The sequence below is a fragment of the Promicromonospora sp. NPDC060271 genome, from assembly GCF_042726755.1.
Classification (GTDB): Bacteria; Actinomycetota; Actinomycetes; order Actinomycetales; family Cellulomonadaceae; genus Promicromonospora.
This window is the reverse complement of sequence record NZ_JBHXBG010000051.1, coordinates 1-13,491: the sequence shown is the minus strand read 5'-3', so window position 1 is coordinate 13,491 and position 13,491 is coordinate 1. Positions and strand designations below refer to the sequence as shown.

Annotated in this window: 10 protein-coding genes; 7 read left to right on the top strand and 3 right to left on the bottom strand. The window is 75.0% G+C overall.

Annotation, left to right across the window (positions count from 1 at the left end):
• Nucleotides 1-86: 86 nt before the first annotated feature.
• Nucleotides 87-1,898, bottom strand: a complete 1,812-nt coding sequence (locus tag ACFWE2_RS10355; RefSeq protein ID WP_377224137.1) for a cholesterol oxidase substrate-binding domain-containing protein — start codon at nt 1,896-1,898, stop codon at nt 87-89.
• Nucleotides 1,899-2,092: 194 nt separating this feature from the next.
• Here ACFWE2_RS10355 and ACFWE2_RS10350 point away from each other — a divergent pair, with 194 nt between their 5' ends.
• Entirely contained in the window at nt 2,093-2,503 is a 411-nt protein-coding gene (locus ACFWE2_RS10350) for a hypothetical protein (RefSeq protein ID WP_377224136.1), read from the top strand.
• Between the two features lie 117 nt (nt 2,504-2,620).
• Here ACFWE2_RS10350 and ACFWE2_RS10345 read toward each other — a convergent pair whose 3' ends face one another.
• Entirely contained in the window at nt 2,621-4,087 is a 1,467-nt protein-coding gene (locus ACFWE2_RS10345; RefSeq protein WP_377224135.1) for a hypothetical protein, read from the bottom strand.
• A 38-nt stretch (nt 4,088-4,125) separates the two neighbouring features.
• Between ACFWE2_RS10345 and ACFWE2_RS10340 the strand changes: the two genes are divergently transcribed.
• Nucleotides 4,126-5,448, top strand: coding sequence for a glycosyltransferase (locus ACFWE2_RS10340; RefSeq protein WP_377224134.1), 1,323 nt, complete (start codon nt 4,126-4,128; stop codon nt 5,446-5,448).
• A 14-nt stretch (nt 5,449-5,462) separates the two neighbouring features.
• Here ACFWE2_RS10340 and ACFWE2_RS10335 read toward each other — a convergent pair whose 3' ends face one another.
• Nucleotides 5,463-6,908 carry a hypothetical protein gene (locus ACFWE2_RS10335; protein ID WP_377224133.1) on the bottom strand — a complete coding sequence of 482 codons (1,446 nt, stop codon included), beginning with the start codon at nt 6,906-6,908 and terminating at the stop codon, nt 5,463-5,465.
• A 179-nt stretch (nt 6,909-7,087) separates the two neighbouring features.
• Here ACFWE2_RS10335 and ACFWE2_RS10330 point away from each other — a divergent pair, with 179 nt between their 5' ends.
• The 5 genes from ACFWE2_RS10330 to ACFWE2_RS10310 form a co-directional block, all read left to right on the top strand.
• Nucleotides 7,088-8,560 (top strand): hypothetical protein, encoded by a 1,473-nt coding sequence (locus tag ACFWE2_RS10330; RefSeq protein WP_377224132.1) that lies wholly within the window; start codon nt 7,088-7,090, stop codon nt 8,558-8,560.
• On the top strand, nt 8,557-10,071 hold the full coding sequence (locus tag ACFWE2_RS10325) for a condensation domain-containing protein (protein ID WP_377224131.1): 1,515 nt from the start codon (nt 8,557-8,559) through the stop codon (nt 10,069-10,071). The genes ACFWE2_RS10330 and ACFWE2_RS10325 overlap by 4 nt, the downstream gene beginning before the upstream one ends.
• Nucleotides 10,052-11,488 (top strand): condensation domain-containing protein, encoded by a 1,437-nt coding sequence (locus ACFWE2_RS10320; RefSeq protein ID WP_377224130.1) that lies wholly within the window; start codon nt 10,052-10,054, stop codon nt 11,486-11,488. The genes ACFWE2_RS10325 and ACFWE2_RS10320 overlap by 20 nt, the downstream gene beginning before the upstream one ends.
• 64 nt (nt 11,489-11,552) lie before the next feature.
• A complete protein-coding gene (locus ACFWE2_RS10315; protein ID WP_377224129.1) occupies nt 11,553-12,137 on the top strand; it encodes an ArsR/SmtB family transcription factor in 585 nt (194 codons plus the stop codon).
• Between the two features lie 72 nt (nt 12,138-12,209).
• Nucleotides 12,210-13,491 (top strand): MFS transporter (locus ACFWE2_RS10310; RefSeq protein WP_377224128.1); only part of this gene is annotated, 1,282 nt, incomplete at its 3' end.

Here is a 13,491-nt window from a genome sequence, read left to right as displayed (position 1 = left end):
GACCAGTCCGGACCGAGGGACGAGGTCCGGTTCTGGGCGGCGACCAAGGAAGAGCGCGAGACGACAGAGCGCTCTGACGACAGCGCTCAGCGCACCAGCCGGTCCGTGAACTCGTTGCCGAGCACCCCGTGCGGATCCAGCCGGTCCAGGACGGCGACGGCCTCCGACCACTGTCCGGCACCGTACGAGGCGGGGATCGCCGACCCGATGACGTCGTCGTCGGCCCAGGCAGCGTCGTCCGTGTAGGCCCAGCCCTTCGACCACTCGACGCGCGCGAGCGCGTAGCCGCCGTCGAAGGTGCTCAGCAGGAACTGTTCGAGCTCCCGGTAGAACTCGTGGGCTCCGGGCGAGGTGGGCTGGGTCAGCACGTCCACCCACACCGCGCAGTCGAACCGGGGGTGGTCGGGGTGCGGGCGGACGACGGACAGCAGCGGCGGGCGCGCGCCCGGCGCCGCGGAGTCGCTGGGCTGGTCGAGGCCGCTGACCCGGATCTCGACCTGCCCGTTGACCGGGAACCTGCCGTCGGCGGCCCAGGCCGCCAGCCGCTCCTTGTAGTAGGCGGCGAACTCGGAGACGACACGCTGGACGTCGGCGCGGCTGGTGAGGATCCCGTACCCGTTGGCGGTCTCGCGCAGCGTCGTGGGGCGCAGGTAGAACTGGAGCATGTAGGCGGGACCCCAGAGGTCCTTCGCGAAGGTCGCGGTCAGCCCGGTCGCCGCGACCGTGTACTGCGTGGCGCCGAGCACGGGTGCGAGGTGCCACGAGCCGCCGACGATGAGCCCGACCAGCCGGGACACCGGGGTCGGGATGACGTCGCTGAACGGGTAGTTGTACGGGGCGTGCACCCGCCTGGACGTGAGGGGGCGCTCCGGGCTGAGGCTCCACACCTTGAGCCAGGGCTTGTCCGTGAACGCGAACCAGATCGTCTCGACCCGCCCGGAGGCGGCCATGAAGTCGGCGAAGGTGTTGCCCCGCGCGGCGAGCGCGCTGCCCGGGGCGGCGAACAGCTCGTCGGCGGTGAGGTCGACCCGGCTCTGGCAGCGCAGCGGGACCTCCTCGCCGGCCTGGAGCACCACCTCGGCGACGAGGCCACGCCCGAGGTGGGTGGCCAGCGCCTCGCACTCCACGTCGGTCCCGCGGTGGAACGTCTTGACCACGTAGGCGTCCGCGTCGGCGTCCCAGACGACGGCGGTGAGGAACAGCACGAGGTTGCTGAGGCTGCCGTAGGTGTGGCCGGGGCGGGCGGGCTCGCCGTCGGCCGGGACGCTGGTGCCGTGGGCGTCGATGGCGAGCGTGCCGCCAAGGGTCAGTTCGCCCGGCGCGGGAGTGTTGGTGACCCCGAGCCCGTGGTCGGCGAGGAAGGCCATCAGCGTCTCGACGGTCACGCCGGGCTGTGCCCGGACGGCGCCTGGAGCGCCGGCGGGCGGGGCCGTGAGCTCCATGTGGGTCAGGTGGACGGTGGTGTCCAGCAGGAGGATCGGCGCGTCCGGCTCGGTGGCCTGGGTGATGGTCAGGGGCGACCAGGTGTGGGCCTTGCCCCGTGCGCGGAGCCGCCAGCCGTTGGCGTGCGCCCAGTTGGCGAGGCGGGCGAGGTCCTGTGCGGTGCGGGGCGCACAGGCCCACAGCCCGCCGTGGGTGATCTCGCCGGCCCAGTTGATGTAGGGGGAGCGGTAGGGGATGAGCCCGGCCGGAAGCTCGGGCGCGGCACTCGGGACGCCTGCGACCGTTGCGGCCGGGATGGTGACGGCGGTGGCCGGGGACGAGAGGGCGGCCGCGAACGGGATGCTCAGCGCTCCGGCGGCCGCCGCGCGCAGGACACCGCGGCGGGAGAACCCGCCGGTTCCGGAGGGTTCGGCGGAAGGTGCAGGACCGGGAAAACGTTCCGACTGATCCGACATGACGTAAATGTACGGTTGCCTGGCGTGCGGCACCAGGGTTCACGACCCGGCGTCTTTTGCTTTCCTGTGGTCTTCTATGGGTGAATTGACGGTGGCGCGCTGACATCGCGCGGCAACGACTTGGTATAAAGGGCGCGCCAGGAGAGTCCGGTGCAGATCCTCAGTGCGGAGGCCCAGTGTTGAAACGCTCTCTCGTGACCGGAGCGGTCGCGATCGTGGGGTTCCTGGTGCTTGTCGCGACCACCGAGCTCTTCTACTTCGGGCCGCCCGCGGGGGCCCACAACGCCGGCGAGGTGTTCGCGTCGGTCGTCGGCACCACGCTCACGCTGATCACCTGGGCCGTCGTGAGCTGGTTCGTCGCGCGGACGGCACACGTTCTCCTCCATGCCCGGTACTCCGTGCTCATCGGCCTGGTCGTCCCGGTGGCGGCGATCGTCGCCTTCGCGCTGACCGCCGACCTCGACGCCTGGGCCACAGGGTTCGGCGTGCTCGTGTTCGCGGCCGCGTCGGCCGGCGTGCTGATGACGATCCGGCGCAACCGGAAGACGGACCCCACCCCGGTCACCACGTCCAAGGGCCACCCCCCGGTCCACATGGCGGCGTGACCCCGCCGTCCGACCGCCCCTCCACCCGGTTCCTCCCTTCGAGGTCTAACCTTCTCCGTTCTGAACCGTTTCAGAACGGAGGAGGTTAGACCTCGAAGAGGTGAGGGCCGGTGCCCGTTACCAGAAGCGGACCGGCAGGCCGTGGCGGGCGTAGACGCTCTCTATCGCCGCCCGGATGTGGGCCGGTTCGGCCAGGTGGGTGTCGTCCAGGCCCAGGACCACCAGCGTCGCCACGCCGTCGTGCTCCGACCACCAGGAGTCCAGGCCGCCCCGCATCTGGCGCAGGCGGCCACGGGTCAGGCCCTGCGTGACCCCGCGCATGAGCACGCTCGAGGCCGAGGTGCCCAGCGGGGCGGCGAACGTCGCGGGCAGCCGGCCCAGGTTCGAGGCCAGGCAGAGCGGCGCCGTGGCGTCGCGTGCGGCACGCCGCGCGATGGCGTCGGGCACCATCTGCATGAGCGGCTTGAGCGGGCCCAGCGTGTCCACCCGGGTGCCGGACGTCAGCGCCCGGAACTCGGCGGCGGCGCTCGCGCGGATCTGCGCCATGTCGGTCACCACCCCGGCTCGCTCGGGCGCCGGGGTCACCGTGGTGTCGACGGCGATCGAGACGCCGGACGTCGCGTTGGAGCGCAGGTCGTCCTTGCCGCGCAGGCTGACGGGCACCGACACGCGCACCGGCATGCCGGCGGTCGCGGCGCCTGCCGCGAGCAGTATCTCCGTGCAGACGGCGATGAGCAGGCTGTTCGCCGTCCCGCCGGCCGCGTGGGCGGTGCGGTGCCAGGTCGAGGCATCGGTGTCGACGACGACCACCGGCGGGTTGGCGGGCTGCGCGTCGTCGGCACGCGGCCGGGGGCGGGGCCGGTCCGCGGACTGCTGCGCGAGCACCGGCGGCACCGGCCCCTGCCTCGCGGCCTGGCGCAGACCGCCGACCGCCGCGCGCGCCTGCCCGGTGGCGTCGCGCAGGTCGGCCACGAGACCGGTCCGGATGCGCTCGCCCTCCTTGGGCAGCCTGCGGGTGGCGGACGGCGGCCCGGCCGTCCGGGTCGCTCCCGCCGGCGCCGCGCCAGGGGTTGCCGGGCCGATGGCGGCCTGGCCCGCGGCGACCGTCGCGGCCGCTACCGCTGCCTGGAACGCGCCGATGTGCATCCCGCCGTCGGCGACCACGTGCGACGTGACGTAGCTGAGCACGCTCCCGCCGCTCGCCGTCGGCGCCGCCGCGAGGGCCCAGGTGGGGCCGTGCTCGGGGTCCAGGTTCGCCTGGGCCTGCCGGTCCGCCCAGGTGAGCACGGCGTCGTCGGGCACGGGGGTTGACTCGATCATGGGATCCAGCGACACCGTGGAGACCGACCAGCGCGCCCTGGCGCCGGGGACGCGGCCGGGGCGGACCACCCGCTGCAGCGGCCCGTCCGCCAGGCCGCCGTGCAGGACGCGCACGGCTGCGGCGTCCAGCGGCGCGGGCAGGCGCCAGACCGTCTGGTTCACCACCGCCACCCCGAGCACGCGGCGGGTGCGGAGGAAGAGGTCGTCGTCGTAGGTGAGACGGTTGCTGGCCGCCGGGTCGGTGGTGGTCGCTGGGCTGGTCACTGGGCCTCCGGTGGGTGGCGGGTGAGTAGAGTGCGCGCGTGCGTCACGTCCTGGCCCTCGTGGGCAGTCGAGGAGATGTCCAGCCGGCCCTCGCGGTAGGCCTGGAGCTGCGCCGTCGCGGGCACGAGGTGGTCACGGGCGTCGCGCCCAACCTCGTGCCGCTCGCCGAACGCCTTGGCCTCGACCCGGTGCCGCTCGGCATCGACTCGGCGGCCCTGCTCGGCTCCGACCTGGTGCGGCGCGACATGCGCTCGCCCCACCCCGTGCGCCGGGTGCGCGCGCTGCGCGCCGTCGCGGCGGCGGGCTGGGACGAGCTGCGCACCGGCCTGCTGGCCCTGCTGGACGATGTCGGCAGCGCCGACACGGTGGTGACCGGCCTGCTCGGCCAGGAGGTCGCGGCGGCGGTTGCCGAGCGGCGCGGGCTCGGCATGGCCGCCCTGCACTACTGCCCGGTCCGGGCCAACCGCGTCGTGTCGCCGGTGAGCGGGCTGCGCGGGCCGGGCGCCACGCGGGCCGCCTGGGCGCTGGGGGAGCGGGTGCGCTGGGACCTGACCCGGCGCGCCGAGAACGACCAGCGCGGCGAGCTCGGCCTCGGCAGGGCCCGCGTGCACCTGCCGACCAGGCTGCGCGACGCCGGAGTCGTGGAGGTCCAGGCGTACGACCCGGCGCTGGTCCCCGGCCTGGCGGACGAGTGGGGTCCGCGCCGCCCGCTGACCGGCTTCCTCGCGCTGGATGACGACGCCCGCGCCCGCCTCGGGGAGGCAGGCTCCGGTGCCGATCTCGAGGAGGGGCTCGCGGCCTGGCTGGACGACGGCGACCCGCCCGTCTACGTCGGGTTCGGCTCGATGCCCGTCGCCGACCCGCCCGCGCTGCTCGCCGCCGTCGACGCCGCGTGCGCGGAGCTCGGGGTGCGGGCGCTGGTCAGCGCCGGATGGAACGACTTCTCGGCGGCCGACGGCGGCGTGCCCGGTTCCGGTGCTCCCGGCTCCGGCGTGGACGGGAAGCGCATGCGGGTGGTCGGCGCCGTCGACCACGCGGCGGTGCTGCCCCGCTGCCGCGCCGCGGTGCACCACGGCGGTGCGGGCACCACCGGTGCGGTGCTGCGGGCGGGGCTGCCCGCCGTCGTCGGCTGGTACTCGGCCGACCAGCCCATGTGGGGCGACCTGCTGCGGGGCGCCGGGGTCGGCGTCGCACGCCGCGCGAGCACGCTCACGCGGCCCGGCGTGCTCGCCGGGGCCCTCGCCGAGGTGCTCGACGACGCCACCGCGGCGCGGGCCGTCGCGCTCGGCGCGCGGCTCGTGCCCGCCGACCGGGCGGTCGCGGCGGCGGCCGACGCCGTCTCCGGCGTGCTCGCCCACTGAGTCGCGGCGCACCCTCACCACGGCTCCGCCGGGATCTGCCAGACGTCGGCCTCGGCCAGCACCAGGTCGCGCAGCGTGTCGGCGTCGGCCACGCGGTCGGGGTCCAGGCCGGCGACGCTGAGCACCGTCGCGTGGCCCGCCGTCGTGCAGAAGGCGACGAGCCCGCCACCGGCGGCGCGCAGCTCGGCGGCGGTGGCCCCCTGGTAGTGCGACAGCGTGGCCACCGCACGGACCGCGCCGCCGGTCGCCTGCGTGTAGCCGTCGGGCGGTGTGCCGAGGTTGGACGCCAGCGCGGCGGCGACGGGCGGCTGCGGCAGCTTGCGCACGACGGTGTCGGGCAGCATCTGCACGAGCTCGAGTGGCACCGGCGACACCCCCGGCTCCGCCCGGCCGACGGCGGTGTACGCCTCCTTGGCCGCCGCCCGCACCCAGCCGAGGTCGCGCGTGGCGAGCACGTCGGCCGGGATCGTGACCCGGGCGATCTTGGTGGAGTTCGCCCGCGGGTCGTCCTCGCCCCGGGTCGACACCGGTAGCGCGACGGGCACCGGCTCGCCCGGGAACCGGCCCGTCGCGTGCACCAGGCGGGCGAGGAACGCGACGAACCACGTGTTGGGCGTTCCGCCGTGCTCCGCGGCGACCTGTGCCACCCGCTCGGCGGGGAGCTCGAGATGCAGCACGGGGGCCCGCCAGTGTGCGTCGTGCTCGTTGTCCGCTCCGACCACACGGTCGCGCGAGGAGCTCGAGTGTTCGTCATGCGCGACCGTGTGGTCGAGGAGGACGTCCGGCGCCCGCTCGGTCACCGCCGCGTCCGACGCGCCCGTCGACGCCGCCAGGCGTTCGCGAGCCACCTGGCGGGCCTTGGCCCGCGCCCACCGCGCGACGGCTGCTGCCTGCGCGGTGGCGTCGGCGGCATCCGCGAGCAGCGCCCGGGTCCCGCGCTCGGGCGCGGGGACCACTATCGGGTCCGCCCGGGTCGAGGCGCGCACCACGGCGTCGATCAGCGCTGCGCCGTCCGCCACTGCATGTGCGCAGGTCAGGGAAACGATGCCGCCGCCGACGACGGCGCCGCCGTCCGCCCCGCCCTCATGGTCCGCCACCACGTCGGCGGCCGCGAGCCGCCAGGAGCGGCCGCCGGCCGGGTCGAGGGGAAGGTCGGCCTGCGCCTGTGCCCACGTTCCGACGGCGTTCTCCGCGACGGCCGCCGTCTGCAGGTCGAGCACGGGCAGCGTGCCCGCGGGCGCCCACCGGTGCCGGGCGCCGGGGACCCGGGCGCGCACGACCCGCCGGTGCAGTGACCCGGCGGCGAGCCCCGCGGCCAGCTCGCGCAGGTGGTGCGCGGAGTACGGGCCGTCGAGCCGCCACAGCACCTGGTTGACGGCGGGGCTGGCTTCGCCGTCGTGCCGCCGCAGGAACATGTCGTCGGCAAACTGCAGCCGTAGCGCGGACGCCTGGTTCGGCACGCTCGTCCTCCGTTTCGGACGGTCCCGCTCCGGGGTAACCGTCGTAGTTCGGGTGAACCATACCGAAGAGGCTGACTTTCACCCGTTATATCCGGTATAAAGGTCGCCGCAAGGGGTCCGCGGAACTCGTCCGACGTCGTGCTGGCCGTGCCCACCTCACGATCTAGGGAACCGCACGCATGGAATACACCGAGCTCTCGGCCTACGACCTGCCGGCAGGAACCGTGACCTCATGGACGCCGCGCGCCGACGCCGGCCGCTGGCTGCAGGACCCCAGGGAGCTGTCCCCTGGGCACGAGGCCCACCTGCGCGACTCCGAGCCGGGCTCGTGGATCGGCTCGGTGCTGCGGGTGCCCGGCCCGTACGAGGCCGAACCGCTGCGCCGCGCGATCCACGCGTGGATGAGCCGCCACGAGGTGCTCCGGACCACCGTCACACGCGACGCGGGTCAGGGCTGGCGCCGGGTGACCGCCCCGGCGGAGGCCGTCGCGATCCGGGACCTGGTGGTCGGCGACCTGACCACCGACCAGGTGACCGCGCTGCTGCCGAGCCTGCTCGCCGACGTCTCGCCGACCGCCTGGCCGCACTGCGTCCTGGCGAGCGTCGTCCCGGCGGCCCCAGACCCAGACCCAGACCCAGACCCGGAGCGCGCCGACCACTTCGTGCTCGCGTTCGGCGCCGACCACTCGGTGATGGACGCGTACTCCCAGCTCCTGTGGTTCGAGGAGATCGTCTCCCTGTACGACGCCGCCCGCCAGGGTGTGCCCGACGCCGACCTGCGCGCCCTCGAGGTCGGCTCCCACGTGGACTTCTCCGCCGAGGACCGCAAGCTCGCCATGACGCTGGCCGCCGACGGCGAGCCGGTGCGTCGCTGGCTCGACTTCCTCGGCCCCGAGGCGACCTTCCCGCGCTACGGCACGGGGATCACCCGTCCGGCCCGCGACGCCACGGAGGCGGCCCGCCCGCAGGCGTCCCGGTCCTACTGGCTCGCCACCGTCGACCAGACCGACGACCTGAGCGCCCGCAGCCGCGCCCGCGGCGCCTCCGCCCAGTCCGGCGTGCTCGCCGCGTTCGCGCACGCGGCGCGGCGGGTGCACGGGCCCGACCGGCTGCGGTTCGTCCTGCCGATGCACACCCGGTACGCGCCGCAGCACGCGGCCGCCGTCGGCTGGTACGTGGGCCTGTGCCCCGTGGACCTCGACCTCGCGGGCGTTGACCCGGTGCTGCGCACGGTCGAAGCGGGCCAGGGCGAGCGGACCCCCGTCGTCGACGGCGACGCGCTGACCGCGACCATCGAACGCGTGCACGCGGCGGTCTCCGCCGGCAAACCCCTGGTGCGGTACTCGTTCGCGCGGATCGCCGAGCTGGGCGGCATCACCGACGGCCCGCACTTCGCCGTGTCGTACGTCGACACCCGGTTCGTGCAGGGCGCCGAACGCTGGAGCACCTGGGAGGCGCGCACCCTGCGCAGCCCCGCGTACGGCACCGACGAGCTCTACCTGTGGTTCCTGCGCACCCACGACGGCCTCAACGTCTCGACCCGGTACCCGGACCTGCCTGAGGCGCACGCGGCGATGGATGCGCTCGTCGCGGAGCTCCGCGAATGCTTCCAGGCCTTCGGCACGGCGAACCTGGGAGAGGCGGTCGCATGATCCTCGGCGCGATGGGCACGTGGACCACGAGGCCCGGACAGGTGCTGCACCTCCTGCCGACGGCGGGGGCGCGTGCCGCCGCGGCGTCGGCCCCGGTGGACCCCGGTCCGCCGTCGTTCCTCCAGGGTGACCACCTGCGCGCCTATGCGGCGCGCCGGGCGTCCGGGGGCCGGCACCGCGCCTGGACCGGCACGGCCTCCCGCCTGGACGGCGTGCTCGACGGCGCGGCGCTGGCCCGCGCGCTGACCCGGCTGATCCGCCGGCACGAGGGCCTGCGCACCTGGTTCGACGTCGATGCGTGCGCCGCCGGCGGTACGCCCGTGCGGCACCTCGTGCCCGCGGACGCCGTCGCCTTCGAGACGGTCGCGGTGCCCGCGTTCTCGCCGCGGCCGGGCGGCTCGTGGGACGACTGGGTGACCAAGCACCTCACCGAGACGTTCGACGCCGCCTGCCGCCCCGACTCCTGGGCGCCGTTCGCCCTCGGGGCCGTGGCCGCCGACGACGGGTTCGGCCTGTTCTGGGGGTGCGACCACGCGTTCACCGACGGGGCGTCACAGCTCATGGTGCTCAGCGAGCTCGAGGAGCTGTACACCGAGGAGCTGGCCCCGTCCCGCTCGTCGAGCCCTTCGGTACCCGACCCCGACACCGCCGGCTCCTTCCTCGCCCACGCGGCGGCCGAGCATGCCCTCGCCGCGGCGACCCCTGCGGACGCCCCGGAGATCCGGGCCTGGGCCGACGCCGTCACCGCGCACGACGGACGCCTGCCCAGCTTCGCGCTGGACCTCGGCCTGCCGCCCGGCGAGACCGCCCCGGTGCGGATCCGCTCCGCGACCTTGCTCGACGCCGACGGCCTCGCCCGCCTGGACGCCCTCGTCGCGGCGCACGGCGCCCGCTTCACCGGTGCGGTGTTCGCGGGCATCGCGCTCACCGACGCCAGGCTCACCGGGGCCACCGACTGGTTCGGCGTCACGGTGGTCGGCACGCGCGGACCTGGCTTCGAGACCACGCACGGCTGGCTGTGCAACTTCGCCCCGGTCACGTTCCCCGTGGCCGACGACGGCGTGGTGGCGCCCTTCGCCGCGGTCCTGCCCGCGGCGGACGCGGCGTTCCGGCAGGCCAGGAAGGTCGCGAAGGTCCCGGTGCACGCCGCGCTCGGCGTCATGCTGGCCGACGGCGTGCTCGACCCCGCGTCGCTCGGCAGCCCGCAGCTCATCAGCTACCTCGACCTGCGCCGGTTCCCGGGCGCCGGCCGCCCGGCCTACGACAACGGCCTGCACTTCACGGGGGAGGGTCGCACCGCCAACGCTTCCCTGTGGGTCAACCGGGACCACGAGCGGCTGTACCTGGTCACGCAGAGTCCCGACGTGCCGGCGGCACAGGCCGCCGTCGACCGGTACATCGCCGAGCTGACCGCCACGTTCGAGGCGGCGGTCGGCGGCGGGCCGGTGACCGCCGGTGAGGTCGCCCGCGACGAGCGCCTGGAGGCGACCGGTGCGGGTCCTCTCCGCTGACCTCTGGGAGCCGGCGCCCGGCTCGCTCATCACCTGGGCCGTGACGCCGGGCGTTGGGTGCACGCCCGAACCCGCTCCGATCACCTTCAACCAGCGCAACCACCTGCTCGGGGCGGCGCACGGCGAGCCGAGCGTCTGGATCACCGCCGCGTTCGACGTCGAGGGCCCCGTCGACGTGGAAGCGCTGGAGGAAGCCTTCCGGGACCTCGTCGCCCGGCATCCCGGCCTTCAGGTCGAGGCGGTCCGCAGGCCTCCCGGGCAGGCCGGGGGCGTCGGCCTGGTGCGGCACGATCCCGGCGCCCTCCTCTGGCAGCGCACCGACGGACCGGTCACCCGCACCGTCGCGGCGACCCGGGAGCACCTGGCCGCCGAGCTCGGCCGCCGATGTGCGCCGTTCGGCTACCCGGCCTTCCTGCCCGCGGTGATCAGCCGTCCCGACCGGTCCACCATCGTGCTCGGCATGGACCACCTGCACACCGACGCATGGTCCACCACCGTCGTCATCGACGACCTGGCGGCCGCCTACGCGGAACACACCCGGCACGCCACGGCGGTGCCTGCTATGGCCGGAGCGGTCGCGGTGGGTGCGGGGACCGTCGCCGCGGCGCGCCCGACGGTCGTGGTCCGCCCTGTGGCCGCGGCGGCGTCGGCTCTGCCGGCGGCCGGCCCGGCGTACGTCGGCGTCGACGACCCGCGGCTCGCGACCTGGCACGGCTTCCTCCGCGAACGCGGCTGGGCGCTGCCCACCTTCCCGCTTCCGCTCGGCATGCCCGACGGCGAGCGGGCGCCGCAGCGCACGGTGGTCCGCTCCCTGGCCGGCTCCGCGACGGCGGACGCCGTCGCGCGTCGCGCCGCGGGGGCCGGTGCGTCGACGTCGGCCGCCGTGCTGGCCACCTTTGCCCGCGCCGTCCACGACCTCGGCGGCCCCACCGTGCTGGAGACGCTCCTGCCGGTGCACACCCGCGCCGACGAGTCGGCCCACCGGGCCGTCGGCTGGCACACGACCACGGTGCCGCTGCGCGTGGAGGTGGACACGCGCACGGGAGCGAACGGCGTCACCGACACGGCGCTGGCCGCCGCCGGCAAGGCGCTGCGGGCCGCGCGGGAACTGTCGGCGGTGCCGCTGGAACAGGTAGTGGAGTCGCTGCCGCAGCCGCTGCGGTTCCCCCGGCGCGACATCTTCCAGGTGTCCTACCTGGACTACCGCCGGCTCCCCGGCCACGCGGCGGCCGCCGGACGGCGGGCGCACCACGTCTCGGCCGCCACCCGGGCCGACGACCTCCAGGTCTGGGTGTCCCGCACCGACGACGGCCTGGCGGTGCGGGCGCGCATGCCGCACACCGCCGTCGCGGTGGAGACGATCGACGCGGTGCTGGACCGCTGGGCGGAGCACCTGGCGGACCTGGCAGCCGGCTGAGCCGACGTCGGAACCGACCCCAACACGGTGCACGTCGCCGTCGGCGCCGTCCTACCCTGCCTACATGGCTTCCGAAGACGTCCGCACGCTCACCGAGGCCAGGGCCGTCACCGCCCTGGCCAACCCCGCGCGCTCCCGCCTGCTCGACTCGCTGACGGCGCAGGGGCCAGCCACGGCGTCGGTGCTGGCCGAGCGTACGGGGCTTGCGGTGGGGAGCATCAGCCATCACATGCGGGTGCTGGCGGCCGCCGCCCTCGTCGAGGAGGCGCCGGAGCTGGCTCGTGACGGGCGGGAACGCTGGTGGCGCCGTGCGGCGCGGTCCATCACCTGGGGCCGGTCGACGCTGCCGCAGGATGCCGAGAGCCAGCGTCAGGCGGTGGCCGCCGAGGAGTTCATGCTGGCGCGCCAGGTCGAGCGGGCCCGCGCCTGGCTGGAACGGTCCGAGGCGAACGAGGAGTGGGGCAGGGCCGAGCTCGCCACGGACTCTTGGCTGCGGCTCACCCCGGCCGAGCTGAGCGAGCTCGGCGACCAGATCAACGCGCTGGTGGGGCACTGGAAGGAGCGGAGCAGGGCGGGCGAGGCCGAGGACGGCACGGCCGGGCGTGAGCACGTCTTCCTGTTCGCGCGGGCGTTCCCCTCGCAGCCCTGACGAGAGCCGCGACCATGGCCCAATCTAACAAGATCACTTGTACAAGAACTCTTGTACGTTTAGCCTGTCGATATGACGACGTCGACAGCGACCCACCGCGGCACCACCTCTGACGCGGGACCCCTCAGGCGCAACCGGGCCTTCGGCCTGCTCTGGCTGGGCGAAGGCGTGAGCCTCGTCGGGAACGCGACGACCTCGACGCTGCTGCCGCTGCTCGCGGTGACCCAGCTCGACGCCGGGCCCACCTGGATGGGGCTCATCGCGGCCGCGACGTGGTTCCCGTGGCTGGTGATCGGCCTGCCGGCGGGCGCGTGGGTGGACCGGCTCCCGGCCCGGCGGGTGATGATCGTCGCGAACCTCGTGTCCGCCGCCGCCTTCGGGAGCCTGCCGCTGGCCTTCGCGCTCGGGCTCCTCACGCTGACCCACATCGCGGTGGTGGGTCTGGTGGGCGGGGTCTGCACGGTGTTCTTCCGGACCGCGTACCAGGTGTTCCTGCCCGAGGTGGTGCCCGCAGAGCAGCTCGAGTCCGCGAGCTCGCGCCTGTTCGGTACGGAGTCCGCGGCGCAGGTGGCCGGGCCGGGTCTGGGTGGCCTCCTCGCCCAGTGGCTCACGGCTGCGGCCGGGATCGCGCTCGACGCCGCGACCTTTCTCTGGTCCGCCGTGTGCCTGTGGCGCATCCGGCTGCCCTCGCATGCGAGGGCGCCCGAGGGTCCGGCCGAACCCCTGCTCGCGCGCATCCGCGAGGGCGTGAACCTGGTCCGCCGAGACCGCTACATCCCGTGGCTCGTAGGGATCGGCGGACTGTCCAACTTCGGGCTCACGGGGTACGGAGCGCTGCTGGTCCTGTTCCTCGTGCGCGACCTGCACCTGACCGAGGCAGGGGTCGGCGCTGTCCTCGCGGTGGCGGGCGGCGGCGGGGTGGCGGGCGCCGTCGTTGCCCCGTACCTGAGCCGGAGCCTCGGGAGCGGGCGGGCCTCCACGGTACTGCTGGTGCTCTGCGGCCCCGCCGCGCTGCTCGTCGGCGCGGGCCTGCCGGGGTCCGGCGCGGTGATCAGCGCTGCCGGTGGCTTCCTCGTCGGCCTGTTCGTGGTGTCGGGCAACGTGATCCGGAACGCGTGGCGGCTCCGGTACGTGCCGGCCGGTCTGCGCGGCCGGGTGATGACGGTGATGCAGGTGGTGAACTTCGGCACCATGCCGCTCGCCGGCGTCGTCGCGGGCTGGCTCGGCGGGGCGATCGGCGTCCGCGAGACGATCCTGGTGATGGCGGCCGTGCACTGCCTCGCCTGCTGGGGCGTGCTGCTCTCGCCGATGGCGCGGATGCGCGAGCTGCCGACGGGACGGCTGGGCGTCCAGC